We start from the raw sequence: 23,741 nt of genomic DNA on the forward strand, positions 1-23,741 counted from the left end.
GCGGAGCACCCCCGAAAACTGTGTAGACTTGGCGACGTTGCTGACCGCACCATGGTGCAGACGGCGCGCCGCCTTAGCTCAGATGGCCAGAGCAACGCACTCGTAATGCGTAGGTCTCGGGTTCGAATCCCGAAGGCGGCTCTGTGGAAGCCCCAGGACTCACTCGCCGTGACCTGGGGCTTTTGCTTTTAACGGACGCGACGCCGACGCCGAGCGCGGGCCGCCTTGCTGTCCACGGTCTCAGTTCTGGTCTCAGTAGCGGGTTCCGGCTCGGGCATGAAGACGTCGCCGATACGGCGCATGGCGTCCTTCGAAAGGGTGGACCGGCCCTTCACGTACCGCCGGGTCTGACTGATCTGCGTATGCCGAAGGATCTCCATGATGGTCGGCATGTCCACCCCCAGCTCGTTCAGGATCGTGCCCGCAGTGTGGCGGCTCCCGTCGTAGAGGCGTCGGTCACTGATACCCGCCTCTTCGAGTAGCTCCTTGAACTCCTCCCAGTCCGCCCGGGGGTCGAGCGGCCGGCCGTCCGGGCGGGTGAACACCGCGTCGTGCTCCTGCCACAACTCACCCGCAGCGCGACGGGCTTCGTCCTGCTGAGCCTTGTGCTCAAGCAGGTAAGGGATGAACGGCGGCGGGATCGGCACCTCGTTGCGGCTCTTCTTGGTCTTGGGGCGAGTGAAGGCGAGGCCTCCGCCCCTGCGCTCCGGGCACGCGCTCGCGTGCCGTGTGCAGTCCTGTGTGCAGGGTTGCGGGCACCCCCGCGTGTAGTTCCGGTGCGTCGTGCATTTCGGCGGGCACGGCTCGAACCGGTGCAGGCGTCGGCCACACTTCTTCGGGTCCTCGCATCCATGCCGCCAAGTGAGGCGTTGGAGCTGCCACTGAGGGTGGAACAGCTCCGCGTCGAGGTCGACGTACTTCCAGCGCAGGCCCAAGGTTTCGCCCTGCCGGAATCCCATGCCGACGCCGACCACCCATCGCATGAACCTGGGGCGCTTCGCCGCGGCCAGAAGGAACGCCTTGGCCTCGCTCATCGTGAACGGATTCGCCTCGATCTCGTCGACCGTTGGCGGGTCCACGAGCGTGGCGACGTTCTCCACGATCATCCGGCGCCGATGGGCAATCTTCAGAGCGCGCGACAGGATGCGGTGCACCTTCAGCACGTGCGAGGGGGCGTGGCCAGCATCAAGCATCGCCCGGTACATCCGTTCCAGGTGTTCCGGTTGAAGCTTGTCGATCCGATGCTTCCCGACGCCCGGAATGATGTCGTTGCGCGTCTTGGACCAGTAGTCATCCAACGATCGCGGCTTGAGCTTCAGGCTCGCGATATCGGTGAGGTAGGTCCCCATCCACTGGGCAACGGTCGGCTTGCGGCCCGCCTTAGTGGCGCGTCCCTCGTCACGCTGTCGCTCCAACTCCTCCACCTTGCGCTGAATTTCGGGTTCGGTCTTGGCACGGCGGTGGCGGCGGTCGGGGCCGCCGTCGTTCTTCACACCCATCGTGACGCGACCGTGCCACCAGCCGTCGGCACCGAAGTAGATGGACGAATCCATGTTGGGCTTGCGGGGGCTCATGTGCTCCTCCATGCGAGAGGCGCCATGAGCAGAGTGCTCAGGGCGCCTCGGGGCGGCGGCTGGTCAGTTGGGCAGCAGTGCGAGGCTCTCCACAAACGCCTCAACGTCTACGCGTCGAATCCGACGCGCGCGACCCAACTTGATGTACTTCAGGGCGCCTTCGGCCATCAGCTCGTAGACCGTGGAGCGGCCGATGGCGAGGACTTCGGCAGCTTCCTCGGGCTTGTACAGCAGTCGGTCGACGGGAGCAGCAATGGCGGTGCTCATCCGGGGTGCCTCCTCGGCAGTCCGTCTCTTGCCTTCAGGGGAGTTGGGTTCGGGACCGTAGTCCGTGCGTGTCCGAGGTTCGGATTTCTGCGTCATCGCGTCATCAGCGACATCCGGGCCTCTGACCTGCTGTTTTGCTTGACGCGGTGGTGTGGGGCTGCGTCACGCGTGCGGCATGCTTCGCGTCACGACGTGACGCAGATGACGCAGGATGACGCAGGCGCCGCTGTCTGCGTCATGGCTTTCGTCGCAGGTCAGGGGCCGTCTTTCGTGCGACGTGACGTACGTGACGCAACGTCTTCCCTCTTAGGACAAAGAAGAGGGAGTGTCTGTAGTGGTGCGGTGGCGCCTTCGAGCGTGAAGAAGGAGCCGCTGCGCGGCACGTCCTTCGGGCGGCGCGCGCGCCGAACAACAAGAGGAGCACGCCCGGCCGGTGGTGCTCCTCTTGCTTGTCCAGGCACGCACCGGTGCCGCTCAGATCATGCGCCGCTGTTCCTGTGGAACGGGCGCGGCGGGGCGCGTCATTTCGAGGTATCGGCCATTCCTGGTGCGCCCGGAGTCGATGAGGACGCCCCGGGCGGCCAGGGTCGGTTGGAGGCGCTTGAGCCGGTCGGAGAGGACTTTGCCCGTGGTCGGCCACCCCTTGGGCAGGGGCCGCATCCCGTCGCCGTGGTAGAGGCCGCTAAGGAGGTGCAGCCACTCCGTGGACGTCATCCGCTGGGCCGCGCCCGGGGAGATGGTGTCGGCGTGCCGGAGGACGGTCTGTGCGAGGAGGTCGCCTTCGATGACGTCGTCGTTGAGGTCGTCCAGGCTGGCCCGGTACGCGGCGAGTGCCCCGAGCCCGGTCGCGGCGTCGAACTGCGCGCACAGGTGCGCGAAGTCCGCCATCCGCAGATCCGTCGGTGTCTCCGTTTTCACCGCACGGACCTTGACCGTGAGGTCCAGGAGCGAGCCGAGCACGAGGGGCAGCACCTCCTCGTAGTCCACCCACAGTTCCGCTTCAGTGCGGCGGACCTTGGGCCGCTCCAGGCGCAGTGGCAGGAGCCGTTCGGCCAGGTCCGGGCGGATGACACCGACATCGATTCCGGTCAGGAGCAGGGGGCGGCGGTAGCCGACGCGGAACACGTCCCCGTCGGTGAACAGCGCCCGTTTGACGCTCTCAGCTCCGGTCACGATGCAGCACATCGCGTCGGACAGATCCGGCGACATGTGGGACAGGTTGTCCAGGGCGGTGACCCACCCGGCCGCGACCGCCGCGATCAGGTTCTCTTCATCCTTCGGTGCCCGGCGCAGGTCCCCGGTCATGCCCTCCACAATGCGGATCAGCATCCGCCCGCCCGTGGACTTGCCCGCGCCCTGCGGCCCGGTCAGGAACGGCGCCGGGACAGGGACGGACGGACCGAGACAGCCGATCAGCCAGGCAAGGGCCAGGGATTCGGTGTCTGCGGTGGCGAAGTTGCATAGCCGCATCAGCAGGTCGATGCCCTTGCCGTCGGTGTCCTTGGCCGGCAGGGGAAGTTCCCCGGTGAGCTGTGTGCGGCGCCAGCACACCTCCCGCGGGTCGGGAACGGTGATCTCCCAGCCGGTGGGGTGGATGCGCACGGACTGCCCGTCATCACGGCCCAGGTCCAGCCACGTCGCCCCGTCAAAGCCCGGGGCGACCCGGATGTACACGGGCTGGACGTCCTCGCTCAGCGCGAGTGCCTCGATCAGGTCCAACGCCTCCTTGATGGCACTGCCGTTGAAGACGCCTTTCCCGTCGTGGAACAGGCCGACCATGAGCTCCTGGCGGTGGCTACCCGTGGTGCCCTGGGAGCGGATCGGGCGGGCCACGGGGTGGCCGTTCTTCTGCGCGTAGACGGTGCCGTCGGGAGTGCGGAAGTACCGGAAGTGCGCTTGGGCGTAGTCGGTGATGACCTCGCGGGCCGGGGTCTTGTCGTCGTCTGCCACGGTCACACTCCCAACGTGGTACGGGCATTGGCCCATGCTTCGGTGCAGTGGCGGGCGCTCTCGCCCTTGGCCTGCGCGGCGGTGAATAGTCGGCCGACGTGCGCGTCGGTGAGGCAGCCGCACCGGCCGTGCGTGGACAGCACGGCCAGGAACGTGCGGTACACGGCGTTGTGCACGCCGCTGGTGGCCGCGGTGATGCGCTGCTCCGCCATCGCGATGCCGCGCTCCAGGAACGAGGGCGTGCGATGCCGGCACTCCCCGTCCCCGTTCGGCGCGGTCACCGTGAGCGCAAGAGACGTGGGCCGGGCCAGGGCGGGCTTGCTCACGGCGAGAGCACGCACGGTATCCGGCAGGGAGGCCATCTCACCGGCGCCGAACCCGAGCCAGCGGGCGTAGGCCATCGTGGACTTGATGTCCACGCCGGGCCGCACGCCGTTGGCTGACTGCATCCGACCGAGGTAGAGCCAGTGTTCGCCCCGGGTGGTGGGCACGGTCTGCGTGACGGGCAGGTGCTCGCGAGCCCATGCGATGGCGTCGGCATTGTCGAGGTCCACCACGGTCAGCCCGGCGCCTCCGGGGTGGTAGGCGACGGCACTCGCGTACAGCCAGGCGCGGCGCCAGGGCCTGGAGTTGATGACGGTCGGGTCGGTGGTCGCGGCTGCCCATGCGTGGCAGGGGCCGGGGCAAGTGCACGTTCCGGGGGTTTTCATGTTCGGCCGGCCGCCGCACGCGTTGCCGGTGCAGCGCCGGCAGTTGCCGAACGGCACCTTCCCCGCTCGTAACGGCAGCGCGGGCAGACCAGATGCTGCCAGGGCGAGAGCGGTGTGCAGGTGCTCTCCCTCAATGAAGGTTGGTTGCGTCATGCTGGAAGTCCTCCAGTTCGGTACTAGCGGGCTGGATCACAAGGGCGGCCCCGGTTCTTTGGCGAGAGGGGGGCCGCCCTTGGTGTCAGTGCTGGTTGTTCGTTTTGGCCCACACGCCGGTCGTGCGGCTGTGGACGTTGCGCCGGTCCTGGTAGACGGGGCCCTCGTAGTGGTGGTGGACGTCCGGGGCGGGCTTCGCGCGCTTGGCGAGCCGTGCGAGCGCGAGCACGAGGGCGGTGGGGGCGCCGAACACGAGGCCGCACACGACCGGGTCGGCGAACTGGGACACGTACATCAGCACGGACGCTGTGCCGCCGACCATGGCGGTGGCGGTGCCCCCGGCGAGCATGAGCACGCTGGCGTCCGTGGCGCCCTGGCTCATCGGGGGCCGTCCGGGCTGGGCGACGGGCGGGGTGGTGCCGTGGGTGGGGATCGGCGTGTCGTCGCGGTAGGCGGTGGGCCGGTAGGCGTCGGTGATGATCCGGCGGGCCTCGGCCGCCGCTTCGTCCTCGCTCATCCCGGCGTCCGGCCGGATCGTGCCGGGGTTGGTCTCGGGGTGCATGCGGATGCCCTCCTAGAAGTCGATGTGCTGGACGGAGTCGACGATGGCGCTCGTCATGTCGCTGATCGGTCCGGCAGCGCCGGTGGAGGCGAGGAAGAACCCGAACATCACGGCGACGAACGCGGCGATCGGACCAACGTCGCGGTTGCGTATCAGCCCGAACAGGGCGAGTCCGAAGAGCAGGGCGAGCGAGACGGTCACAGCCATAGGGCGCTCCTTGAGGGGCGTGGAAGGGGTGTCCGTGCGGTGATGCGGAACCGGTCCGGCGGGTTCGGCAGGGAGGCAGAGGCACCCCCTGCTGGTGGCACTGTGGAGGGGGTATCAGGGGTGCTGACCTGGGGTGCCTCCCTGACTCCCTGATGGATCATTCGTGCTGGTCAGGGCCAGGGAGGCGGGGCAGGGAGGGGCTCAGGGAGTTCTCCCTGCCTCCCTGACCCGCGTGGGGCGCGGCTCCCTCTATTCGGACGCCGAAGCGGAATCACTGTCGGGCCTGTTGGCGAGGGCGCGTGCGACGCGCTCGCGGCCGACGACCATGCGCCCGTCGGACTTGTACGGCTCGGCGCCGGTGCCGTCGAGGACGCGCTTGAGGTCGACGAACGACCACTTGCCGTAGGCGTCCTCGTTGAGCATCGCCAGGCGCTTGAGGATGTCCTGGGTGAGGACTCGGGAGGCGTCCCCGAGGACGGAGGCGATGTCGGCGAGCGGGTCCCGCTCTTCGCCCCGCTCGATGACGGTGAGGGTGGTGACTCCGTCCCGCATCGCCTTGGCGCGGTCGGTGATGGCTTCGGCCGCGTCGTCGTCGACGTAGTGCGTGCGCACGGTGATGGATGACTGGCCCTTGGGGATGTCGATGCCGGACGACGCGACCACGAGCGTGCCCTGATCCAGGCCCGGACGCAGCAGGTTCGGTGCGGCGCCGCCGTCAACCGCCTTGTCCCCGAGCGCCATTCGGGCCTGCGACTCGGTGCCGAGCGCGAGCGAGGCCCGGGTGTGGGCTCCCTCGCGCACCAGCTTGGGCAGGTTCTGGTCGGTGGGGTCCTGGGTGCCCTGCCACATCAGGACGTTCACTGCACGTCCCTGGTTGTGAATCTTGCGGACGGCCATGAAGTACCGGGACGTGGCCTTGGATCCGCCGTAGAAGCGGCCGTCCTCGTCCTTGAGCGGGCACATGAACGCGACCTGCGCCTCGTCGACCAGGACGATGAGAGCGGGGAACACGGTGCCGGCCGGGGCCATCAGACGGCGGTTCATCTCGTCGACGGCGCCCTCGACCATCTCGGTCACCTGGATCACGTGCTCATCCGTCGGCCCCTGGATCAGGGTGGTGGCCAGGCCGTCGAACATGGCCCAGTCGCCCACGCCCTTGAGGTCACCCATGAGGAACTGCACCGACCTGTCCAGCGCCAGCCACAGGGCCAGGGAGCGCAGGGCGACGGTCTTGCCCTGGTTGGACAGGCCCGTGATGAGCAGATGCCGCTGATACAGGCTCAGCGCGGCGGCGTCGCCGCGCAGGTCCTGGCCCCAGGGGGCGCGTCCCTTGGCGTAGTCGGCGGTCATGGTGTCGTCGGTGACCAGCGGGGACGGGCCGATCGGCTCGTCGAGCGCACCCGAGTCGGCGACCCACAGGCGCACGGTGCGGGCGGCCTGGGGGATAGTGATGAACACTTCGTGCTCGTGCCGGGTCAGGTTCTCGGCGAGCTTGCGGCGCCGGTTCTGCACCTCGATCGTCGACACGCCGGAGGGCAGGGTGACGTCGACCTCGACGCCGCATCCGGCGATCCGGATCGGCCCGAGCATGCCCGCGCCGGCGTCGCCCATCTCCTTGATGGCGTTGCGCAGCGCCGGAACGCCCAGGTCACGCAGGGCCTTGACCACGATCGACGGCGTGATCGGCTCACCCTCACCGTTGCGGATGTTGTCCGGGAGGGCCCAGGCCGGGGCGGCCTGCTGCTTGCTGCCGACCGTCCACAGCGCGAGCAGCGCGAGGATCGGGCCGGTCGTGAGGGCGGGACCCCAGACGACCTGCACGATCCGGATCAGCAGGCCGATGAAGTCGATGACGGCCGCGAGCGGGGTGATGACGTCGCCGATGTCGTGATTGTTGATGGCCATCACGACCCCGAGCGCGACCAGCACCCCGACGCTCATGCCGGCGCCGACCGCGACGCCCTTGGCCGCGTCGACCGGGGAGTGCAGCAGATCCATGCGGCGGTGGTGCCTGGCCTCGCGAAAGCGCTGGAGCCGGTCCTCCCACTCCTCCGCGACCTCGAAGTTGCCGGCCGCCTCGGCGGCCCGCAGCATCCGCTCGTAGCGGGCACCGGTCTTCCCGTCCCACGCGCGGCGGGCCACGATCCGGCCCCCGTTGACGGTGTAGAGGCCGTGGCGGGCCACCGCACGGGCGGTCGTCTTCGTCGTCTCGTGCGTGACGGCCCTACGCACCGCCCGGCCGGAACGCACCCACAGCGGCACGGCCTTGGCCGGCGCCGCATCGGGGACCACGGTCAGGGCGGTCACCGTCGCCGCCTCGATGGTCGGATCGGTGTTCTTGTGCAGGTGAACGACGTTCTCGGACATGCGGGGACTACTCCTGACTGCCCCGATCCGGGGCGGGAAGCGAAGAAGGGGGCGCCGTGGCGGCTCCCTAGATGAGTGCGCGATCGGGGCGCTGCTCCGGTTAGCGGACCGGGATGCCGGGCGGCCGAGTGAACGCCCGTGTCCGGGAGCGCCGCTGAGTGTTGAGCTGGGTGCCGGCCGGGCGGTTTGAGTGCTCCTCCTGCCGGGACGGCACACTCCGGGCACTGCCCGGGAAGGGGGCGAACCCTCGCCCTCTCGAACTCACAGAAAGCGAGTCATGATCGCCATGAAGAAGCTGCTCGCGGTTGCCACCGCTGCCGGTGCCGTCGTCCTGGCCGGAGCGGGCCTCGCAGCCGCCGACACCGGCGCACAGGGCGGTGCGATGAACTCCCCCGGCGTGATCTCCGGCAACACCGCTCAGGTCCCGGTCCACGTCCCGGTCAATGTGTGCGGTAACTCCGTCAACGTCATCGGCTTGCTCGACCCCGCCTTCGGCAACCAGTGCGCCAACGACTGATCTGACTGGACAGGCCGAACGCGGCCCTGTGGGGGGGCCTGTGTTCGGGTGAGTGTCGGCGGCCGGTCTTCCAGTCCCGGCCGCCCACGCGTGCTGAACCCATCAGGAACGGGCTGGGGATGTCACCACCAGCCTGAGGACTTCTTGGCGGCCTTGGCCTTGGCGGTCTCGTGCACGATCCGCTGACGCTCGCTCGTGAGCGCGGCGATTTCCGCTATGAGCCGGGTCTCGGCCGCGCTCCACGCGGTCTCCACCTTCCGTTCCGCGCGGTCGGTGCTCTTGTGCCGCACGACCCTGTAGGAGCCGCCGGCGATCCCGGCGGCGACCGCGCGGCGCTCGCGGCCGTCCAGCGGCCACATCTCGCGGTTCTGCACGGCTTCGAGCTTCCGGTTCGTCTGCTGGATGGCGCGGTCCAGGCGGCGGGTATCGGGCTTGCCCATGTCAGGCACTCCTCGGGAAGTCGGAGGGGGTGGGGTAGGCGCAGGTCACGCACATGCCGAGCGAGGTCGGCAGGCAGTAGCTGTAGGTGATCTGGCAGACGGGGCAGGTGCGGCGGGCGACCATCGCCAGGGCGAGCGCACCCCACTTGCGCGAGGTCATCGGCCGCACCGGACGGGCGAGGTCGAGGCGGTACAGGAACGCCACGCTCACGCCCGCTTTGCGGCGGCGCGAGGTGCGCATGAGCTGAGCCGCTATCGGCTGACCGCCCGGCCGTAAGCCCTGCGCTCGCAACTGCCGGCGCGTGGCGTAGCCGTCAGGGGCGAACTTCCACGGATAGGTGGGGATCCCGTAGCGAGCGCCGTTCGGGTCGTAGCACTTGCTGTAGGCGGTGCCCATCACGCGACCTCAGCGCGTTCGGCACGCAGGGCCTCGCGCAGGGTGCGGGCATTCTTCGGCGACGTGTGCACCGCGAGGCGGATCCCCTCGGCGGTCAGCTTCGAGACCGGCCAATTGGCCGTCACAATGCGCGCCTCATCGAGCAGTTGATCGGCGGTCCGCTTGGGCCGACTCGATCGGGCAACCTCCGGCACGCGGCCGGTGGCCCGACGCGGTCGGGTCGACTCCGCGGGCACCGTGCGCTTCTCGATCGGCCGGACCAAAGCCGACTCGATCGCCCGAACCGGCTTGCTCGGCAGGGCCGACTTCAGGAAGCCGACCTCGACCGGGCGCGGCAGAACGATCGGGTTCGCGGGGGCCGTTGTCGGGGTCGATTCGGGCAGGTCAGCGGTAGACCGAATCCTGACGTTCTCGGTGGATTCCTCCGTATTTGCTGCCAGGGTGGGAAGCGCGTTGGGGGTGAGGTGGAACATGGCCCGGAGCGCGGCGTCCGCGCCGATCGTGACGCGCTGGCGCTGCACATCGAGCAGCCTCGATCCCAGCTCCGCGTCACCCGAGCCGACCTTGCGGGCCAGGCGCCACGACGCCCGATCCGAGCGCTTGCGGATTTGTTCGCTGGGGTGGTTGGTTGCGCGGGCCCGGTGATAGGCGAGCCGCTGGACGACCTCGACCGCCCGGCGCTCGCCCTCCGCGTCCCGCCCGGAGGTGTGGACGGCGATGCGGCGGGCGAGGAAGGCGATGCCCTCGGCCGAGACGCACATGCCCATCGGGGTGATGGCGTAGATGACGGTGGTGCCCGGGTCGTCGGCGGCCATCGCGGCCATCGCCGATGCGGCTGCCGGCAGGGCCCATAGGCCGAGTCGGACGATGCGCGGGGAGGACTGGCCCAGCATGGTCAGCCCGAGCAGCACGAGCGCGAGTACGGCGGTGGCGCCCTCACCGGCGGCGACCGCGCCAAGTGCGGTGCCCTTGCCGTAGGCGCGGCTGATGTTGCTGTAGGTGCCGATTCCACCGAACGCGCCGGTGGCGAGCATCGGCACGAACGCCGCGCTCAGCACGATGATCTGCACCTTGCTCAGCGGCTTACGGGGTTGTGTGGTCATGCCGCCAACTCCTCGCGCAGACGCCGAAGCTCGATGTCCTTGAGCAGCAGCTCTTGCTGAGCAGCGCTCAGCTCCTTCATGGCGCGGGAGAGAATCGCGCCGACCTCGTTCGTGGTCGCCTCCGCCCGCTCCGCACGGTCGGTTGCGGCGTACAGCTCGCGGACATGCCGGCCGAAGGCCTCGTTCGCATCGGCCGTGGTCTGCCGTGCGCGCTCACGGGCTGCCCTGGCGACAGGCACAAGGTGTTCGAGGCACAGTGTGCTGACGATGCGGATCACGCGGCACCGCCCGTCATCGCGGCGGCGGCCTGGTTGGCCAGCTCACGGCGCGCGACCAGAACCCGGCGACGGGCCCGGCGGATGCGCCGCTCGTCCAGCTCGCTCGGGGTGCGGTCCAGGGTGACGATCTGCGCGTCCAGCAGCTCGACGCGGGCCAGGATGACGGGCATCTCGGCCTCGATCGCGTCCAGCTCCGCGGTAGTCGGCTCGCGGTCGAACCTGTCGGCCGTAACGGCCGTCTGAAGTGCAGCGATGATGCTCATGAGTCGTGTTCTCCCTAGCAGGTGTGCGGCTCGACAGCGGCCCCGGAGTTGCACCTCCGGGGCCGCGCGCTGTTGAGGGGCGCCGCGCTGTGGGCAGCGGGCGCGGGTGGGTCAGACGGTGGCGATGATGAGCGCGGCGACCAGCAACCACAGATGGTGGAAAGACTGATCCAGGGCGTAGGCGCCGGTGCCGATGTGCGGGTTGTCGTCGTGGCCGGCGCGCGGGGCACCGAGCCGGTAGAACTCACCCTTGCCGGTCACCTTGGCCATCCACGCCAGCGTGCTGCGGCGGTCGGCCCACCAGTGCGTGACGGCGTCGATGCCGAGCCCCAACGCGATGCCGAGCGCGGACAGCGGCAGGTCGAGCAGCCACACGACGGGGAGCAGCAGGGCGAGCTTGGTGGCGGTCAGGGTGGCCACATGCCGGGCATCCGCCAGGCGGCCGACCCAGCCGGGGCGCCCCTTGTTCGCGGACTGCGGCGAGGTCTGCACCCAGTGGTCACCGACGCTGTGAGCGACGTACAGAGCGACGAAGACGGCGGCGAAAGCGGCGGCGGCCTGCGCGTTCACGGCGTTCACCGGCTCTCGTCGTCGCGGGCCTTGACGAGCTGAAGGGCCATGCGGGGGAAGTCCGCGACGGCGTCGAAGTCGCCGAAGGTCAGGCCGTGAATCTCGGTGGCCTGGATCATGTCGCGCAGCACCGAACAGGCATCGACTGTCTGCCGGACGCTCGGGCGGTGGTCGGGGGCGAACTGCTTGGCGGCGTAGGAGACGCGACGGGCGATCTCGTCCAGGTGGTTCTGGTTCACGGTTCCCCCTCGGGAATGGTGGTCGGGACGATCCCGGCTCCCCTCAGCGCTGCTCGTACGAGACGAGCAGCGGAGGCAACCGGCCGCAGCGCCAGCCGCCGCGGAACGATGAGGAGCAGACCGGTTGTTCACGGCGCGCTAGCGCTGCTCGTAAACGGGGTATGGAGCGGCGCCGCCATGCCGGCCGACCCGGCGGCGCCCAGATTCTTAAGGTGCGGCTGAGCGCGGTCTCCTCTCCGCTCGAACAACAGGCGTTGTGCACTGCAAGGGGGACCGATGTCCCCACCCTCCGGCCGTTGCTCGCGGTCACCGGGCCACCTCGCCAGTCGGGCCGAAGCCCTGATCTCTGGCCTTTAGCGGGATTGCAGCGTCCCCGCCCTGTGCGTTCGTGCAGGCCAAGCAGTGGTGCATGCAGCCGATTGGCCCTTACGGGCTTCCCTGCTGGCACGTAACAGCATGTACTAGCACGTGACATCGCGCAAGAGGTCCGTACAAGGAACGTGCTAGGTCGTGCTAGTGGGTACGCTCGAATGCGTGACGATCGCTGAGGACGACCCCAGACAGCCCTACGAGCAAGCAGCCGAGACCCTGCGACGTGAGATCAGGGATGGAGTCATCAAGCCCGGCAACAAAGTGGGCTCTGTGCGGGAGTTGGCGAGCCGCTTCAACATCTCGCCGACCACGGTGCAAAAGGCGCTCGGGGTCCTTCGGGATGAGGGACTTCTGACGACCACGGGGCGAGGCAACTACGCCCGGGATCCGAAGCAGGTCGCCGAGGCCGGCAAGCCTGGCAATGGCGCGGCTCTCTCCGAAGTCCTGCGTCAGCTCGAACATGTCACCTCCCAGCTCTCGGAACTTCGCGGCCGAGTCGAGAGGCTTGAAGCGAGTCGCCCCGGTCGCGCTGACGAGAACCAGTAGGCCCGATTCCGCGCCGGTTGACAGTGGACAGGGGTTAACACCGCCTCTGTGTTACCTGTTAACTCCCCACGTCAGCGGTGCTATTGGGTAATCATGTGAGTCCGGAGCATCGCCTGACGTTGGGGAAGCGATGAAGACCAAGTTGCAAGGCGCGCGCGTTGCTCGCGGATGGTCTCAGGCTGAGTTGATGGACGCGATGGCGGACGCTGCCGCGAGACTCGGCTTCGAACTTCCGTCGCGGGCCAGTCTGAAAACGCAGCTCTCCATGTTCGAGAACGGGCGCCGGCCGCCGGGCCCCGAGTACCAGGCGATCTTTTGTGAGGTCTACGAGGCGACTCGCCTGGAACTCGGCTTCGCGTTGGAGGCCGCACCCTCACAGCTCGATGCACTGCCCAAGCTGCCAAGTCCGCGCGGTCCGGCCCCCACGGCATCCCCGGAAGTCCTCGGCTACCTCAAGTCCGTGTTCGTGCAGCACGCCCAGGCTGAGCCGCTCGTCGGCCCGAGGTTCCTTGTACCCGCGGTCCAGAGCCAAGTGCCGCTCATCGAGCAGTTGTGCGCGGATGCTGCGGGCCCGGCGAGGAGTGAAGTCCTACGTGTTGGTCTGCGGTATGCGGAGTTCCTGGGGTGGCTTTATCAGGACTCGGGGGACTCACAGGAAGCGATGCTGTGGACGAACCGGGCCCTGGACTACGCGTACGAGCTCGATGACCCGACCCTGAGCGCCTACGTCTTCCAGCGACGCGCCAACATCGCGACGGAGGCCGGGCACGCCGGCTACGCCCAAGGTCTGGTCAATGCCGCGCTGAACTATTCGGGGAAGATCCCGAGCCAGGTGGAAGCCGTTGCCTTACGGGCGAGAGCGAATGCTCACGCCGTGCTCGGCAACGCGAGCGAGACGGCCCGAGCGCTCGATGAGGCACGCACCCTCGCGGGGAAGGCCCCCGGGGACGATGACGGTCTAGCTCCGTACGTCTCCGTCGCGTACATCGACATGGAGGCGGCCAACTGCGCCATCGCGCTCAACCGGCCTGAGGATGCCGTGCGGACACTGGAGGACAGCCTCACACAATGGCCTGCCCAGCAGCAGCGCGACCGGGGGCTGTGCCTGGCTCGGCTGGCCACGGCGTACGCGCAGAACGAGGACCTGGAGGGCGCGGTCAGCGCGGCCACGCAGGCGGTAAGCATCGCGCAGACGACCGGGTCGGCGCGGATCTTGGCAGAGTTAACCCGGCTGCAAACGCACCTGGAACCGTTCCGCAAGCTTGTGGAGATTGCAGAACTCAACCGGGCCGTGGGCAGTATGAAGGGGACGTGACCACACTGAAGGAGAGCCGTGAACCTGCTTCCCGCGATCACCACCACTGACGTCCAGGAACAGGAACCGCGAGTCGCCATTCTTCCGATCGGTTCGTACGAGCAGCACGGCGCCTACCTGCCACTCATCACAGACACGGCCATCGCATGCATCATCGCCCGCGAGATTGCGGCCGCCTACCCGGTGCTTCAGCTCCCGCCCGTGACAATCGCGTGCAGCCACGAACACGGGACCTGGGCCGGCACGGTGAGCATCAGCGCTCGGACGCTCCACGCCATGGTCAACGACATCGCCGCGTCGCTCGAAGCCTCCGGGATCCGCAAGCTCGTACTGGTCAACGCCCACGGCGGCAACTACGTGCTGTCGAACATCGTCCAGGAAGCCAACCTCACCGAGCCGCGGATGACGCTCTTCCCGCAGGGGCGCGAGTGGACCCGGTCCCGTGAGCGCGCCGGCCTCGTTTCTGACGCTCACGGTGACATGCACGCGGGGGAGATCGAGACGTCGATCCTGCTCCACGCGGAACCGGGCCTCGTGCGCGAGGGCTACGAGACCGCGGACCACGATGGCGGCGAGCGCCTGTTCTTGCTGACGCACGGCATGAAGGCGTACACGGAGACTGGGGTCATCGGATTTCCGTCGTACGCGACGGCCAGCAAGGGGAAAGCCGTATTGGCAAGCCTAGTCGGAGATTTTGGCGCTCACTTGCAAGCGCTTGGGGAGTAGGAGTTCCCTGAGAGGTGGAGAGACTACTCCTGAATGTCTTGAACCACCTCTGTAATCTCCTTTGCGAGCCCAGTCCCCGCTTCAATTGCACCTTGCACGCCCGAAGCAGCCGAACTAAAGACAGTGCAAGCAGCTAGGAGTGCCACGATGCCGCTCCTCCAACGCTTCCCGGTCTCTGGTTGCGCCGTGAGTGTCGTGGCGGCCTGAGTTAGCGATCCAAGTACACCACTGGCTTCTTGAGCTACTCGCGCACCCCCGAACAAGTCGGCATGCTCGATCAACCAGGATAGGTGTTGTATTTGCGAGATTAGTTCACTGCGCAAAGCTGAACTGATTTCGCTCTCATCCATCGAGCTGAGGATGTCAAGCCACTCCTGGCATTGAGTGGCCAAATCTGTGAGATTGCTACTAAGCGGAGCCGCGGCACTTCCGCCGAGGTGAGCAGTAATGAGTTCAGCTGTGGACTCTAGATGGTCAAGGCGGTCCTGCTCAATGATGGAGATGGAGCGGCGCCCGCCATCCGACCAGTTTGCCAGAGGCTGCATTACTGCAACCCACCAGTCATATGTGTAGCGTTCGGTCCGTTGGCGTGCTCGCTCAGGCAAAGCGCCAATTTGGCGCATGGTGAGTTGGAGGAGATTTACCACCTCGGCATGCCTGCGCGCGAACTCAGGTGTATCCCATTCGACACCCAGCGCATCAGTCCAGCCAGAGACGTAGCTGTCGGCGCTGGATTGGCGAACCCCGCTAAGGATTGCGTGCAGATTATGAGCGGCAGTGTTTTCGATTGAGGCAGCCATGACCCCTCCCCTGTTCGTGCTGCTTTGACTGCAGCCAAGATTCACCTCAATTAGGGAGGAATCTATCATGATCCGGGCGAGAGGAATCAAGACTTCAGTCGATGTCTGAGATCTTGAGATGCGCCTAGGGTGCAAACGGTACGATCAGTCGCAAAGGTCGATCAGGGGGTTTCTTATGGCCATCATCAAGCAAGCGGCACGCCAGAATCTCGGCCAGCTCATCGGGGCGAACAACCCCGTCGTTACGGTCCCGGATGACAGTCAGCGCCAGTATTCGTGGACGAAGAAAGAGGTTGACGTCTACTGGGATGACATTGAAAAATTCAAGGAGGGTAAGGATAGCGGAAAAGAGTCCGCCTCTGAATATTTCATTGGTCCTGTAGTGACAATCACGGCTGAGAAAGTGTCAGGCAGGGCTCTTTTGGATGGGCAGCAGAGGCTAACCACCTCAACGATCCTCCTGGCGGTTATCCGAGACATTCTCTGGCAAACGAATGCCCCCGAGGCCAAGCTCAGTGCGAATAATATTCAGAGGGACTACATCGCCAGAAAGTCTGGGCGTAAAGACCCGATGGAATATTTCCTGGTGCTCTCGTTGTTCGACCGGGACTTTTTTCGAGACTACATCCAAAAATGGAGTGAGATCACAGGGGAATGCGCTCGCATGGAGGCCGCGACGCGCCCGTCGCATAATCTGATCAAGGATGCTTATGCGAACCTGTACGCCAAGGTGAAGGCGCGTTTGCAGTTCTTCGCTGACGATGAAGATAGGCTCGATTACCTGGACGCGCTTCGAGAGTGCCTCATCTATGGGCTCGTTTTCGTCGAGATTCAGACCCCGACGTCCAGTGACGCCAATGAGGTATTCGAGACGATCAACTCACGCGGTAAGGACCTTTCCACGGTAGATCTCGTCCGGAACTTCTTGATGGAGAAGAGTCGAGGAGACGATGAGAAGGAGCGCGTCAATAACGCGTGGCGCTCCCTGCTGGACGACTTCGACCGAAGGGAAGACATTGAAAAGTTCCTCCGCCATTTTTGGGTGTCGAAGCATGGCGACGTGAAGTCGCACAGCCTGTACATCACGATCCGCAGGGATCTTACGGCGCACTTTGACAGGCGTCCGCAAACGTACGGCGTCGGCGCTTTCTCTGCCGAGCTCGAAAAGGCGGCAGCTAGGTACGCTGAACTGATCTCTCAAAATACTGGAAACTCGGAATTTGATGCTTCGCTGTCCGAGATTAAGGCTCTTAGTGCGGATGCCCTGTACCCGCTTTTGCTCTCGGCCTCGGAAGGGGCTGCTTACGACGACATGCAAGGGCTAATCGATGCGGCGATTAGCTACTATGTCCGCTGGACGGTTGTGGGCACGCGAGAGTCCACGCTTCTGGAAGAGAACCTATTTGGCGTAGCTAAAGAACTGTCTCGCGGTGGTCCCCTGTCGGGTGCCGTCAAGAGGGTAGTCGGCTGGATTCCAGATGACGAGGCGTTCTTTACGGGATTCCGAGAAGCTTCCATTCCCAAGCAGGCGCAATCGCGTTATTTGCTGGCGAAGATTGAGAAGTCGCTGAGGGATGATGCGGGAATCCATGAAGAAGTGGTGCTGGGGAGCGGCAAGGTTCATGTTGAGAACATCTACCCGCTGAACCCTGAGGCCGGGTACAGGTTGGAAGACCATGATGCGTGGGTTAATCGCCTCGGTAATTTGACCCTGCTGACGGGTAGGCGTAACGCGACTGTGTCTAGCCGTCCCTTCCCGGAGAAGGATCACGTCTACGGTGCTTCGGCGCTCCTTGTTTCGTCACGCACTCAAGTGGATTCTCTGTGGGATGGTGGCACATCGAAATGGCGGACCGATGGGATCGTTGAACGGCAAGAGCGCCTTGCGCGCATTGCTCTCAATGTGTGGCCAAGCAAGTTGGGCGAGTAGAGGGCTAGGCCGCTGGGCTTCTGCGTCGGCTCACTCCAATACGCGGTGGTGTCAGGCCGGCAGTGCGCTGGTGCTCGACGAGTGTCCGTAGGGCCTGGTCGCGTTCGGCGGAGCGCGAGTGCTTGCCGGCCATTTCGGCTGCCAGGTGCTCGCGCCCTGAGCCCGGGCTACGAACCGCGTCACTACTCGTCTACGTTGTCCTCGTCGTCCATATGCCCTAGTTCCATACGTGCTGCCCGGATGAACAATTTTTCGTATTCGTCCTGCTGTGATCTCCACGATTCGATTTGTTTGGACATTTGAACCTGACCATTAAAGGCAACCCTCTCAAGGGCTTCTAGCTGACTTTGTGGTAGGGGGAAACTTTCAGGTAGCTGGTTGCGCGATGCGTGAACGCGATCCAAAGCTGTCAAGATTTCGGATGCCAGCCCGGCTGAGCCCTGTCGTGGATCCCCGTCAGGGGAACGTGTCACAACTTCCTGATATAGCTCTCGAAGAGAGTCTCGAAAGGTCTCCGCAGTTTCCCTCAGTGTGGAGTCCGATGGATTCGGTTCGCACAGGCGCCCCAGCGCGTACTCCGCCTCCTGCATCTCGACCTTTGACTCTAGGCATCCTGAGACAAGCTCGGTTATCAGGGAGAACTGGTAGCTCAGGTCCCGCATGAACGGGTCGGACTCAAGGTAGACAACGGCCTTTGCGTTCCGCAGCGAGATCATCGCTTGACGCAAGTCAGCTCTGTTCTGCGCATGGTTGGGGGTTGCCCCTTCGCTGATCCCGTACTCGTGCTGCATCCGGTCGGATGCGTCTCTGACCTGCGACGTGGCGACGAGGAAAGCGGCATAAGCATCTCGCTGGACGCCTCTCACCCACTGCTCTCGCGTGCTATTGGCCTGAGCCTGCACGGCATCCAGGGCAGCTCTGTAGGACGATTCCGCCTGAGCGATTCCTGCGCGCGCCGCCTCCTGAGCCGCAGCCACGCCCGCGATGCCCGTCTGTTCCGCTTGGGCAAGTGCCCCTTTTAACTGCCATCGTCCGACAAGTAGGGCGGCGGGAACTCCGATAGCGGCCGCACTTGCCGCAGCGATAGCGCTGATACCTGCAACGTCCATGGGGAGATCATGGCGTGAGACACGAACGCCGTGCAGCGGGTTCCGATGCGCCAGTCCGGATCAGGCTGGCGCGGCGCGGTACCCCGCGCGCTGAGCTTCTCGGTGCCCGCGTATGACGGCAACGCCTCCATAACTCAAGACAGGCGCCCTGGGGAGCGCGCGGTGCTGACGACATCAGGCGTCGCCAAGTGCTCCGGGGCGGGGCGGATTCCCCCACATGTCCCCCCGGAGACCTTCAGCCGTGGACTTCTCCAGGTCAGCCGTTCACGGACCGGTCCGCTGTAAATCTGCCGACCGAGCCACCTCGGGCGATCCCCGGCTACCGCGAGGAGTGGCGACCGTAGCCCAATGAGTGAGCGTGCGTGGACCCCTGCCTCGCGGGTCGAGGAGGGGGCTCCGCTGCGTCTACTTAGGTGCCTGGTGGTGGGTTCTCGGCATTCGCGCGGGATGTGGCTGCTGCTTCGTCGTCGCCGGCGCGAATGTAGGCGGTGGCGGACTGTTCCCACGCTTCCCGAACCCGGGGCGTTTCGGCGCCGGATGCGTTCAGGCTAGTGGCGAACTCGGCCCACGCCTCTCCGCTAAGCGCCCAGTCTTCTTCCTCGGCCAGCATCCCAACTGCTCTCTCCCCAGCTGCGATCGCCTCAGGGTATCGCTCGAGGTCTCGGCAAGCGGCACCAATGTTGTTCCAGGCGACGGCTTGGCCGTGAGCGTCGTTGGTCTGCTGGTGGAGGTCGAGGGCGGTTTGGTGGGCGGCGAGTGCTTCGGTGTGGCGCTTAAGGTCTCTGAGCGCGATGCCGAGGCCGTTCCAGGCGACGGCTTGGCCGTGAGCGTCGTTGGTCTGCTGGTGGAGGTCGAGGGCGGTTTGGTGGGCGGCGAGTGCTTCGGTGTGGCGCTTGAGCGCTCCGAGTGTGCTGCCGAGGCCGTTCCAGGCCATGGCTTGGCCGTGAGCGTCGTCGGTCTGCTGGCGGAGGTCGAGGGCGGTTTGGTGGGCGGCGAGTGCTTCGGTGTGGCGCTTAAGGTCTCTGAGTGCGGCGCCGAGGTTGCTCCAGGAGGCAGCTTGGCCGTTGGTGTTGTCGGTCTGCTGGTTGAGGGCGAGGGCGGTTTGGTGGGCGGCGAGTGCTTCGGTGTGGCGCTTGAGCGCTCCGAGTGAGATGCCGAGGCCGTTCCAGGCGACGGCTTGGCCGTGAGCGTCGTCGGTCTGCAGGTCGAGGTCGAGGGCGGTTTGGTGGGCGGCGAGTGCTTCGGTGTGGCGGTTGAGCGCTCCGAGTGCGCTGCCGAGGCCGTTCCAGGCGACGGCTTGGCCGTGAGCGTCGTCGGTCTGCAGGTGGAGGTCGAGGGCGGTTTGGTGGGCGGCGAGTGCTTCGGTGTGGCGCTTGAGGTCTCTGAGTGCGCTGCCGAAGTTGGCCAACGCGCCGGCTAGATTCAAAGTGTCACCGAGTGCCTGGCAAGCTTCGAGCGCATGAGCGCGGACGGTCAAGTGATCCTGAAGCCGCCGTCGCCATGGCAAGTAGTGGCCGAGGGCAAATCCGAGGTCCAGGGCCGTCTGCGTACGGGCGTGGGTGTGGATGGTGGCGAGGAGATTCTCACGTTCCGCGTCGAACCACGCCAGCGCCTGCTGGCGTCCGGCGAACAGAGCTGACGCTGCCCCGTAGGGCGGCTGAAGATGGGTATCAGCTGCTTCCGCGTGGCGGACGTAGTGGTCGGTCAGCCGGGTGCGGGCTTGTTCGTAACGGCGGCGGGGAACTCGGTCACGATCCATGGCGATGCGAGCCTGTTCCTGGGCGTGGACGCGCAGGAGATCGTGCATGGACCAGCGGTCGCGCGCCCGGCTGTTCTGGGTGAGCAGGCGTGCTCGGACGAGCTGTCGCAGCATCGGGGTGATCTTGTGCGCGGGCTGGCCGGTGAGGGCCGCGGCGGCAGGGGTGGAGATGTCCGGGCCGGGGTGGAGCCCAAGGAGACGATAGAGGTCAGCTTCCTGAGGGGAGAGCCTGGTGAGGCATTCATCGAAGACGGCACGCAGGTTGCGTTCGCCGTCGTCGAGACCGCCGAGACGGGTGCCGGCGTCGGTGAGCATCCGCACCCGCTCGGAAAGCGGTTCGTCAGGGTCGTCGGCGAGGATAGCGGCGGCGATCTGCAGCGCCAGAGGCAAATAGCCGCAGAGCGCGGCGAGTTCCTCCGCGGCTGCAGGCTCGTTCTCGACCCGCCGGTCGTCGGGGTTGGCAACTTCCAGCCGCTGGCGCAGCAGGTCGACGGAGGCATCCGGCTGGAGAGGGTGCAGATTGAACTGGCGGGCGCCGAGTCCGGGCAGGGCGTGCCGGGAGGTCACGAGCACTGCGTGGTGGCGGGCTGGCAGCAGCGGCCGGACCTGCTCCGAGGTCGAGGCGTTGTCCGCAAGGATCAGAACCCGCTGCCCCTCACGTGCATGGGCGTCGAGTTGGGACCGGTAGAGCCCCTCCCGCTCGTCCAGCGTGGGCGGGATGTGCTCCGCCGCGACGCCAAGGGCCCGCAGCAGCGCCTCTAGGGCGTCCTCCGGCGGGACAGGGGTCGCGTCGTAGCCGCGCAGGTTCACCACCTGCACACCCGTGAACCAGCCCTTGTCGAGTGCGGCATGCCCCACGGCATGAGCGAGGGTGGTCTTTCCCACGCCTGGCAGACCCGCCACCGACCCGAGAGCCGCACCCGAACCGGTCCCAGGGACGAGTATGGACAGGATCTTGGTGATCTCGTCCTCGCGGCCGGTGAACTCCTGCGGCAGTCCCGGTAGAGAGTTCAGCGCGGTCGGCACCGCCGCATACGCCTGAACGTTGATCTTCGTGTTCTGCGTCCCGCTGCCCAGAAGCTGACTGCGCTCGAACGATGCCCCCGCGAAACTGGTGCCGGTTCGTTGTTCCTGTCCGGGACGCTTGCCCTTCTTCCCGCCGCTCTTGCGCTTGCCGGATGTCTTCTTGGCCCCCATGTCTGCCGCCCGTTGCTACCGGTTGATCGTGTTGTTCTGCGTGCCGCTGCCGAGAACCTGGCTGTCGGTGAACGTCGCGTTGCTGAAGTCGTTGTGTGTGCTCTGCACCGGGGCCTGAGCCTGGGCCTGCTGGACCAGAGTCTGCAACTCGGCTGCCACCTGCTGACGCTCCTCGTCTGGAAGCTGCTCAAGAAGCATCTCCAGACGGGTCTGCCAGCGAGTTACCAGAACGGTCTGGACCCGTTCCGACTCCGTGCCGTCACCCGCCGACTCCAGCTCGGCCTGGGTCTGGTCGAGTCGCTCAAGCTCGGCCTGCTCCCGCCCTGCCTCGCCGCGACCGAGGATTCGAGCGACACCGCTGCGGATCCCGGCCCACGCGTCCGTCCCCGCCGCCTGCACGATCGCCCCGCCACCGGCCGCCGCCACCGCGATCAGTCCCTCGGCCAACACGACAACACCCCCACTCATCAACGGACAAGATGCCCAGCGTAGGACGAGACCCGGCACGTAATCAGCCGAAACATCAACCCCGCGCCCACCTGCCACGACGTCTGCAGCCGAGAAGGCACCAGCCGCGCGATCCGCACGATGGGGTGTCCTGGGGTCCACTGCGGAACGTAGGCGAGTGTGGTCTCAATCGTGGTCTCAAACCGCCTGTGATCCGGACGCGTCCCTCGGCGTCCGCAGAGCTGCGACTAGGGCTATGAGCAGGTTCGAAGCCCGTCTCCTGGACTTGCGCGGATGCCCCCAGACCAAGATCCGACAACTCGTAATGCGTAGGTCTCGGGTTCGAATCCCGAAGGCGGCTCTGTGGAAGCCCCAGGACTCACTCGCCGTGACCTGGGGCTTTTGCTTGTTCTGGTGTGGTGGCCCTCCGCGGGATGAAGATCGCGGAGGGCTTTTCTGTATGGCATTGCCCGGCGCCTCGCCGCAGGGCGGAGCGGGGCACGGTCGCGTGTGGTGGTCCCGGCCGCCGCCGGGCCGAAGGAAGACTCTTCGTTCAGGTCGTCACACTCCTGTGTCGGGATCCGTCAGGTCATCGAAGGCAGAGAGACAGAGCTGACGGAGGGAAAGGCATGACTATCCAGGCGCGCATACAGAACCCGGCCCAGCTGATTCCCGGCGTTACGCAGCCCGTGCTGGCGCTCCTCAAGGCCACTCGTGAGGGCGGTGTACCCGAGAGCACGCTCGAACTGGTGCACCTGCGGGCCAGTCAGATCAACGGGTGCAGTTACTGCGTCGACGCCGGTGTGCGCAGTGCGCGTAAGGGCGGGGAGCGCGACGACCGGCTGTTCGCCGTCGCCGCGTGGCGTGAGGCCCCGTACTTCACCGACGCCGAGCGGGCCGCGCTGGCCCTTGCCGAGTCGGCGACCCGGCTCGCCGACTCTCCGGACCCGGTGCCGGACGCCGTCTGGGACGAGGCTGCCCGTCACTACGACGAGCGCGGGCTCGCGGCGCTGACGCTCATGATCGGCGTCACCAATCTCTTCAACCGGTTCAGCGTGACCACGCGGCAGCCGGCGGGCGCGAGTTGGTAGCACGGGCTGCCGCGGTCCGTCTTGGCACGCTTCGTCATTGCGTGATTCCTGGCTCCGTCAGATGAGTTCAGCTGGGTGAGTTCAGGCGCGTGGGCTCAGGGTTCGGTCCGCGAGTTCTGACTCGGTTGGACGGCACGGCACGGCACGTCGCGGCCCGGTCCGGTTCGCTCGCCTCGGCTTGAGGTGGGTGGGCGGATCGGGCCTCGTCGTATCTTGCGGCGGTCGTAGAGTACGCGCCGCAGGCTCTCGCAGGATCGCGGCGTCGTTGAAACATCCCGTCCGCCTCACCGCATCTGAAAGGTGTGGGGCGATGAGGGGGAGGGCGCCTGATGAGGCGGTCCAAGGAGAGCGGGTTCCGGGAGTTCGCGGAGGCCCGGACAGGACACCTGTTCCGTTCGGCATGCCTGTTGACCAGCGGTGACACGCACTTCGCCGAGGATCTGGTGCAGGAGACGCTGGGGCGGATGTACGTGGTGTGGGGGCGGTCGTCACGGGTCGGGAACCCGGCGGCGTACGCCCAGACCGTGCTCATACGTGCCTTTCTCGCGCACCAGCGGCGGCGTTCCGCGCAGGAGCGGCCCAGCGACGAGCTTCCGGAGATCTCGGACATTCCGCCGGGCGATGCCTCGCTGCGGATCACTCTTCTCGACGCGTTGCGGCAGCTGCCGCCGAAGGATCGGGCGGTGATCGTGCTGCGGTACTGGGAGGACCGATCCGTGATGGAGACCGCGGAGATTCTGAACGTCAGCTCGGCGGCGGTGCGTACGCGCAGCACGCGGGCGCTGGCGCGGCTGCGGGAACAACTGGGCGGCAGTGTGGCCGAGTTCGCCGCGTAATGAGCTTGACCCGATT

Annotated in this window: 25 protein-coding genes and 1 tRNA gene; 8 read left to right on the forward strand and 18 right to left on the reverse strand. The window is 66.5% G+C overall.

All coding sequences use genetic code 11. The features are described 5' to 3' along the window. Nucleotides 1-67: 67 nt before the first annotated feature. A tRNA-Thr gene (locus tag LGI35_RS24760) sits at nt 68-141 on the forward strand. A 47-nt stretch (nt 142-188) separates the two neighbouring features. Here the strand turns inward: LGI35_RS24760 and LGI35_RS24765 are convergent. From LGI35_RS24765 to LGI35_RS24795, 7 genes are all read right to left on the reverse strand, one after another. Continuing rightward, nucleotides 189-1,574, reverse strand: a complete 1,386-nt coding sequence (locus tag LGI35_RS24765; RefSeq protein ID WP_227296541.1) for a tyrosine-type recombinase/integrase — start codon at nt 1,572-1,574, stop codon at nt 189-191. 63 nt (nt 1,575-1,637) lie between these two features. Further along, nucleotides 1,638-1,841 (reverse strand): helix-turn-helix domain-containing protein, encoded by a 204-nt coding sequence (locus LGI35_RS24770; protein ID WP_227296542.1) that lies wholly within the window; start codon nt 1,839-1,841, stop codon nt 1,638-1,640. 474 nt (nt 1,842-2,315) lie between these two features. Then, nucleotides 2,316-3,791 (reverse strand): ATP-binding protein, encoded by a 1,476-nt coding sequence (locus LGI35_RS24775; protein WP_227296543.1) that lies wholly within the window; start codon nt 3,789-3,791, stop codon nt 2,316-2,318. 2 nt (nt 3,792-3,793) lie between these two features. Beyond that, complete coding sequence (locus LGI35_RS24780) at nt 3,794-4,654, reverse strand: bifunctional DNA primase/polymerase (RefSeq protein ID WP_227296544.1); 861 nt, start codon at nt 4,652-4,654, stop codon at nt 3,794-3,796. A gap of 85 nt (nt 4,655-4,739) precedes the next feature. After that, nucleotides 4,740-5,216, reverse strand: coding sequence for a hypothetical protein (locus tag LGI35_RS24785; RefSeq protein WP_227296545.1), 477 nt, complete (start codon nt 5,214-5,216; stop codon nt 4,740-4,742). 12 nt (nt 5,217-5,228) lie between these two features. Next, nucleotides 5,229-5,423 (reverse strand): hypothetical protein, encoded by a 195-nt coding sequence (locus tag LGI35_RS24790; protein ID WP_227296546.1) that lies wholly within the window; start codon nt 5,421-5,423, stop codon nt 5,229-5,231. A gap of 249 nt (nt 5,424-5,672) precedes the next feature. Continuing rightward, nucleotides 5,673-7,790, reverse strand: coding sequence for an FtsK/SpoIIIE domain-containing protein (locus tag LGI35_RS24795; protein ID WP_227296547.1), 2,118 nt, complete (start codon nt 7,788-7,790; stop codon nt 5,673-5,675). Nucleotides 7,791-8,076: 286 nt separating this feature from the next. On the opposite strand from LGI35_RS24795, the gene LGI35_RS24800 reads away from it, so the two are divergent. Continuing rightward, nucleotides 8,077-8,307, forward strand: a complete 231-nt coding sequence (locus tag LGI35_RS24800; RefSeq protein WP_227300487.1) for a chaplin — start codon at nt 8,077-8,079, stop codon at nt 8,305-8,307. Between the two features lie 122 nt (nt 8,308-8,429). Here LGI35_RS24800 and LGI35_RS24805 read toward each other — a convergent pair whose 3' ends face one another. The 7 genes from LGI35_RS24805 to LGI35_RS24835 form a co-directional block, all read right to left on the reverse strand. After that, nucleotides 8,430-8,747, reverse strand: coding sequence for a hypothetical protein (locus tag LGI35_RS24805; protein ID WP_227296548.1), 318 nt, complete (start codon nt 8,745-8,747; stop codon nt 8,430-8,432). Nucleotide 8,748: 1 nt separating this feature from the next. Continuing rightward, the gene (locus tag LGI35_RS24810; RefSeq protein WP_227296549.1) at nt 8,749-9,144 is read right to left on the reverse strand and encodes an RRQRL motif-containing zinc-binding protein; all 396 of its coding nucleotides are present in this window, start codon (nt 9,142-9,144) and stop codon (nt 8,749-8,751) included. Continuing rightward, nucleotides 9,144-10,247: a conjugal transfer protein gene (locus LGI35_RS24815; RefSeq protein ID WP_227296550.1), complete on the reverse strand. Its 1,104-nt coding sequence runs from the start codon at nt 10,245-10,247 to the stop codon at nt 9,144-9,146. Before LGI35_RS24815 ends, LGI35_RS24810 begins: the two co-directional genes overlap by 1 nt. After that, nucleotides 10,244-10,525, reverse strand: a complete 282-nt coding sequence (locus LGI35_RS24820) for a hypothetical protein (protein WP_227296551.1) — start codon at nt 10,523-10,525, stop codon at nt 10,244-10,246. Before LGI35_RS24820 ends, LGI35_RS24815 begins: the two co-directional genes overlap by 4 nt. After that, nucleotides 10,522-10,788 carry a DUF6284 family protein gene (locus tag LGI35_RS24825; RefSeq protein ID WP_227296552.1) on the reverse strand — a complete coding sequence of 89 codons (267 nt, stop codon included), beginning with the start codon at nt 10,786-10,788 and terminating at the stop codon, nt 10,522-10,524. Before LGI35_RS24825 ends, LGI35_RS24820 begins: the two co-directional genes overlap by 4 nt. Nucleotides 10,789-10,899: 111 nt before the next feature. Next, nucleotides 10,900-11,367, reverse strand: a complete 468-nt coding sequence (locus LGI35_RS24830; protein ID WP_227296553.1) for a DUF3307 domain-containing protein — start codon at nt 11,365-11,367, stop codon at nt 10,900-10,902. After that, nucleotides 11,364-11,597, reverse strand: coding sequence for a hypothetical protein (locus tag LGI35_RS24835; protein WP_227296554.1), 234 nt, complete (start codon nt 11,595-11,597; stop codon nt 11,364-11,366). Before LGI35_RS24835 ends, LGI35_RS24830 begins: the two co-directional genes overlap by 4 nt. A gap of 534 nt (nt 11,598-12,131) precedes the next feature. Between LGI35_RS24835 and LGI35_RS24840 the strand changes: the two genes are divergently transcribed. From LGI35_RS24840 to LGI35_RS24850, 3 genes are all read left to right on the forward strand, one after another. Next, nucleotides 12,132-12,515, forward strand: coding sequence for a GntR family transcriptional regulator (locus LGI35_RS24840; RefSeq protein WP_227296555.1), 384 nt, complete (start codon nt 12,132-12,134; stop codon nt 12,513-12,515). 187 nt (nt 12,516-12,702) lie between these two features. After that, nucleotides 12,703-13,830, forward strand: a complete 1,128-nt coding sequence (locus LGI35_RS24845; RefSeq protein ID WP_227296556.1) for an NsdA family TPR-like regulatory protein — start codon at nt 12,703-12,705, stop codon at nt 13,828-13,830. A gap of 18 nt (nt 13,831-13,848) precedes the next feature. Then, entirely contained in the window at nt 13,849-14,556 is a 708-nt protein-coding gene (locus LGI35_RS24850; protein ID WP_227296557.1) for a creatininase family protein, read from the forward strand. A gap of 23 nt (nt 14,557-14,579) precedes the next feature. Here the strand turns inward: LGI35_RS24850 and LGI35_RS24855 are convergent, their stop codons facing one another. Further along, nucleotides 14,580-15,356, reverse strand: coding sequence for a hypothetical protein (locus LGI35_RS24855; protein WP_227296558.1), 777 nt, complete (start codon nt 15,354-15,356; stop codon nt 14,580-14,582). 175 nt (nt 15,357-15,531) lie between these two features. Between LGI35_RS24855 and LGI35_RS24860 the strand changes: the two genes are divergently transcribed. Continuing rightward, a complete protein-coding gene (locus LGI35_RS24860; protein WP_227296559.1) occupies nt 15,532-17,286 on the forward strand; it encodes a DUF262 domain-containing protein in 1,755 nt (584 codons plus the stop codon). Between the two features lie 182 nt (nt 17,287-17,468). On the opposite strand, the gene LGI35_RS24865 is transcribed toward LGI35_RS24860, so the two are convergent. The 3 genes from LGI35_RS24865 to LGI35_RS24875 form a co-directional block, all read right to left on the reverse strand. Next, nucleotides 17,469-18,395 carry a hypothetical protein gene (locus LGI35_RS24865; RefSeq protein WP_227296560.1) on the reverse strand — a complete coding sequence of 309 codons (927 nt, stop codon included), beginning with the start codon at nt 18,393-18,395 and terminating at the stop codon, nt 17,469-17,471. Nucleotides 18,396-18,804: 409 nt separating this feature from the next. After that, nucleotides 18,805-21,351 carry a tetratricopeptide repeat protein gene (locus LGI35_RS24870; protein ID WP_227296561.1) on the reverse strand — a complete coding sequence of 849 codons (2,547 nt, stop codon included), beginning with the start codon at nt 21,349-21,351 and terminating at the stop codon, nt 18,805-18,807. Between the two features lie 15 nt (nt 21,352-21,366). After that, the gene (locus LGI35_RS24875) at nt 21,367-21,819 is read right to left on the reverse strand and encodes a hypothetical protein (protein WP_227296562.1); all 453 of its coding nucleotides are present in this window, start codon (nt 21,817-21,819) and stop codon (nt 21,367-21,369) included. Between the two features lie 614 nt (nt 21,820-22,433). Between LGI35_RS24875 and LGI35_RS24880 the strand changes: the two genes are divergently transcribed. Together LGI35_RS24880 and LGI35_RS24885 are read left to right on the forward strand one after the other, a co-directional pair. Next, complete coding sequence (locus LGI35_RS24880; RefSeq protein ID WP_423835776.1) at nt 22,434-22,889, forward strand: carboxymuconolactone decarboxylase family protein; 456 nt, start codon at nt 22,434-22,436, stop codon at nt 22,887-22,889. 329 nt (nt 22,890-23,218) lie between these two features. Beyond that, entirely contained in the window at nt 23,219-23,725 is a 507-nt protein-coding gene (locus LGI35_RS24885; RefSeq protein ID WP_227296564.1) for a SigE family RNA polymerase sigma factor, read from the forward strand. The last annotated feature ends 16 nt before the right edge of the window (nt 23,726-23,741 follow it).

This window comes from Streptomyces longhuiensis (genome assembly GCF_020616555.1).
GTDB classification, from domain to species: Bacteria; Actinomycetota; Actinomycetes; order Streptomycetales; family Streptomycetaceae; genus Streptomyces; species Streptomyces longhuiensis.

Bases quoted from the DNA above. Each gene is read 5' to 3' on its own strand.
- LGI35_RS24870 (WP_227296561.1), bottom strand. From the start codon at position 21,351: ATGGGGGCCAAGAAGACATCCGGCAAGCGCAAGAGCGGCGGGAAGAAG.
- LGI35_RS24885 (WP_227296564.1), top strand. From the start codon at position 23,219: ATGAGGCGGTCCAAGGAGAGCGGGTTCCGGGAGTTCGCGGAGGCCCGG.
- LGI35_RS24845 (WP_227296556.1), top strand. From the start codon at position 12,703: ATGGACGCGATGGCGGACGCTGCCGCGAGACTCGGCTTCGAACTTCCG.
- LGI35_RS24780 (WP_227296544.1), bottom strand. From the start codon at position 4,654: ATGACGCAACCAACCTTCATTGAGGGAGAGCACCTGCACACCGCTCTC.
- LGI35_RS24765 (WP_227296541.1), bottom strand. From the start codon at position 1,574: ATGAGCCCCCGCAAGCCCAACATGGATTCGTCCATCTACTTCGGTGCC.
- LGI35_RS24790 (WP_227296546.1), bottom strand. From the start codon at position 5,423: ATGGCTGTGACCGTCTCGCTCGCCCTGCTCTTCGGACTCGCCCTGTTC.
- LGI35_RS24825 (WP_227296552.1), bottom strand. From the start codon at position 10,788: ATGAGCATCATCGCTGCACTTCAGACGGCCGTTACGGCCGACAGGTTC.
- LGI35_RS24855 (WP_227296558.1), bottom strand. From the start codon at position 15,356: ATGGCTGCCTCAATCGAAAACACTGCCGCTCATAATCTGCACGCAATC.
- LGI35_RS24800 (WP_227300487.1), top strand. From the start codon at position 8,077: ATGAAGAAGCTGCTCGCGGTTGCCACCGCTGCCGGTGCCGTCGTCCTG.
- LGI35_RS24865 (WP_227296560.1), bottom strand. From the start codon at position 18,395: ATGGACGTTGCAGGTATCAGCGCTATCGCTGCGGCAAGTGCGGCCGCT.
- LGI35_RS24795 (WP_227296547.1), bottom strand. From the start codon at position 7,790: ATGTCCGAGAACGTCGTTCACCTGCACAAGAACACCGATCCGACCATC.
- LGI35_RS24875 (WP_227296562.1), bottom strand. From the start codon at position 21,819: ATGAGTGGGGGTGTTGTCGTGTTGGCCGAGGGACTGATCGCGGTGGCG.
- LGI35_RS24785 (WP_227296545.1), bottom strand. From the start codon at position 5,216: ATGCACCCCGAGACCAACCCCGGCACGATCCGGCCGGACGCCGGGATG.
- LGI35_RS24860 (WP_227296559.1), top strand. From the start codon at position 15,532: ATGGCCATCATCAAGCAAGCGGCACGCCAGAATCTCGGCCAGCTCATC.
- LGI35_RS24810 (WP_227296549.1), bottom strand. From the start codon at position 9,144: ATGGGCACCGCCTACAGCAAGTGCTACGACCCGAACGGCGCTCGCTAC.
- LGI35_RS24805 (WP_227296548.1), bottom strand. From the start codon at position 8,747: ATGGGCAAGCCCGATACCCGCCGCCTGGACCGCGCCATCCAGCAGACG.
- LGI35_RS24770 (WP_227296542.1), bottom strand. From the start codon at position 1,841: ATGAGCACCGCCATTGCTGCTCCCGTCGACCGACTGCTGTACAAGCCC.
- LGI35_RS24815 (WP_227296550.1), bottom strand. From the start codon at position 10,247: ATGACCACACAACCCCGTAAGCCGCTGAGCAAGGTGCAGATCATCGTG.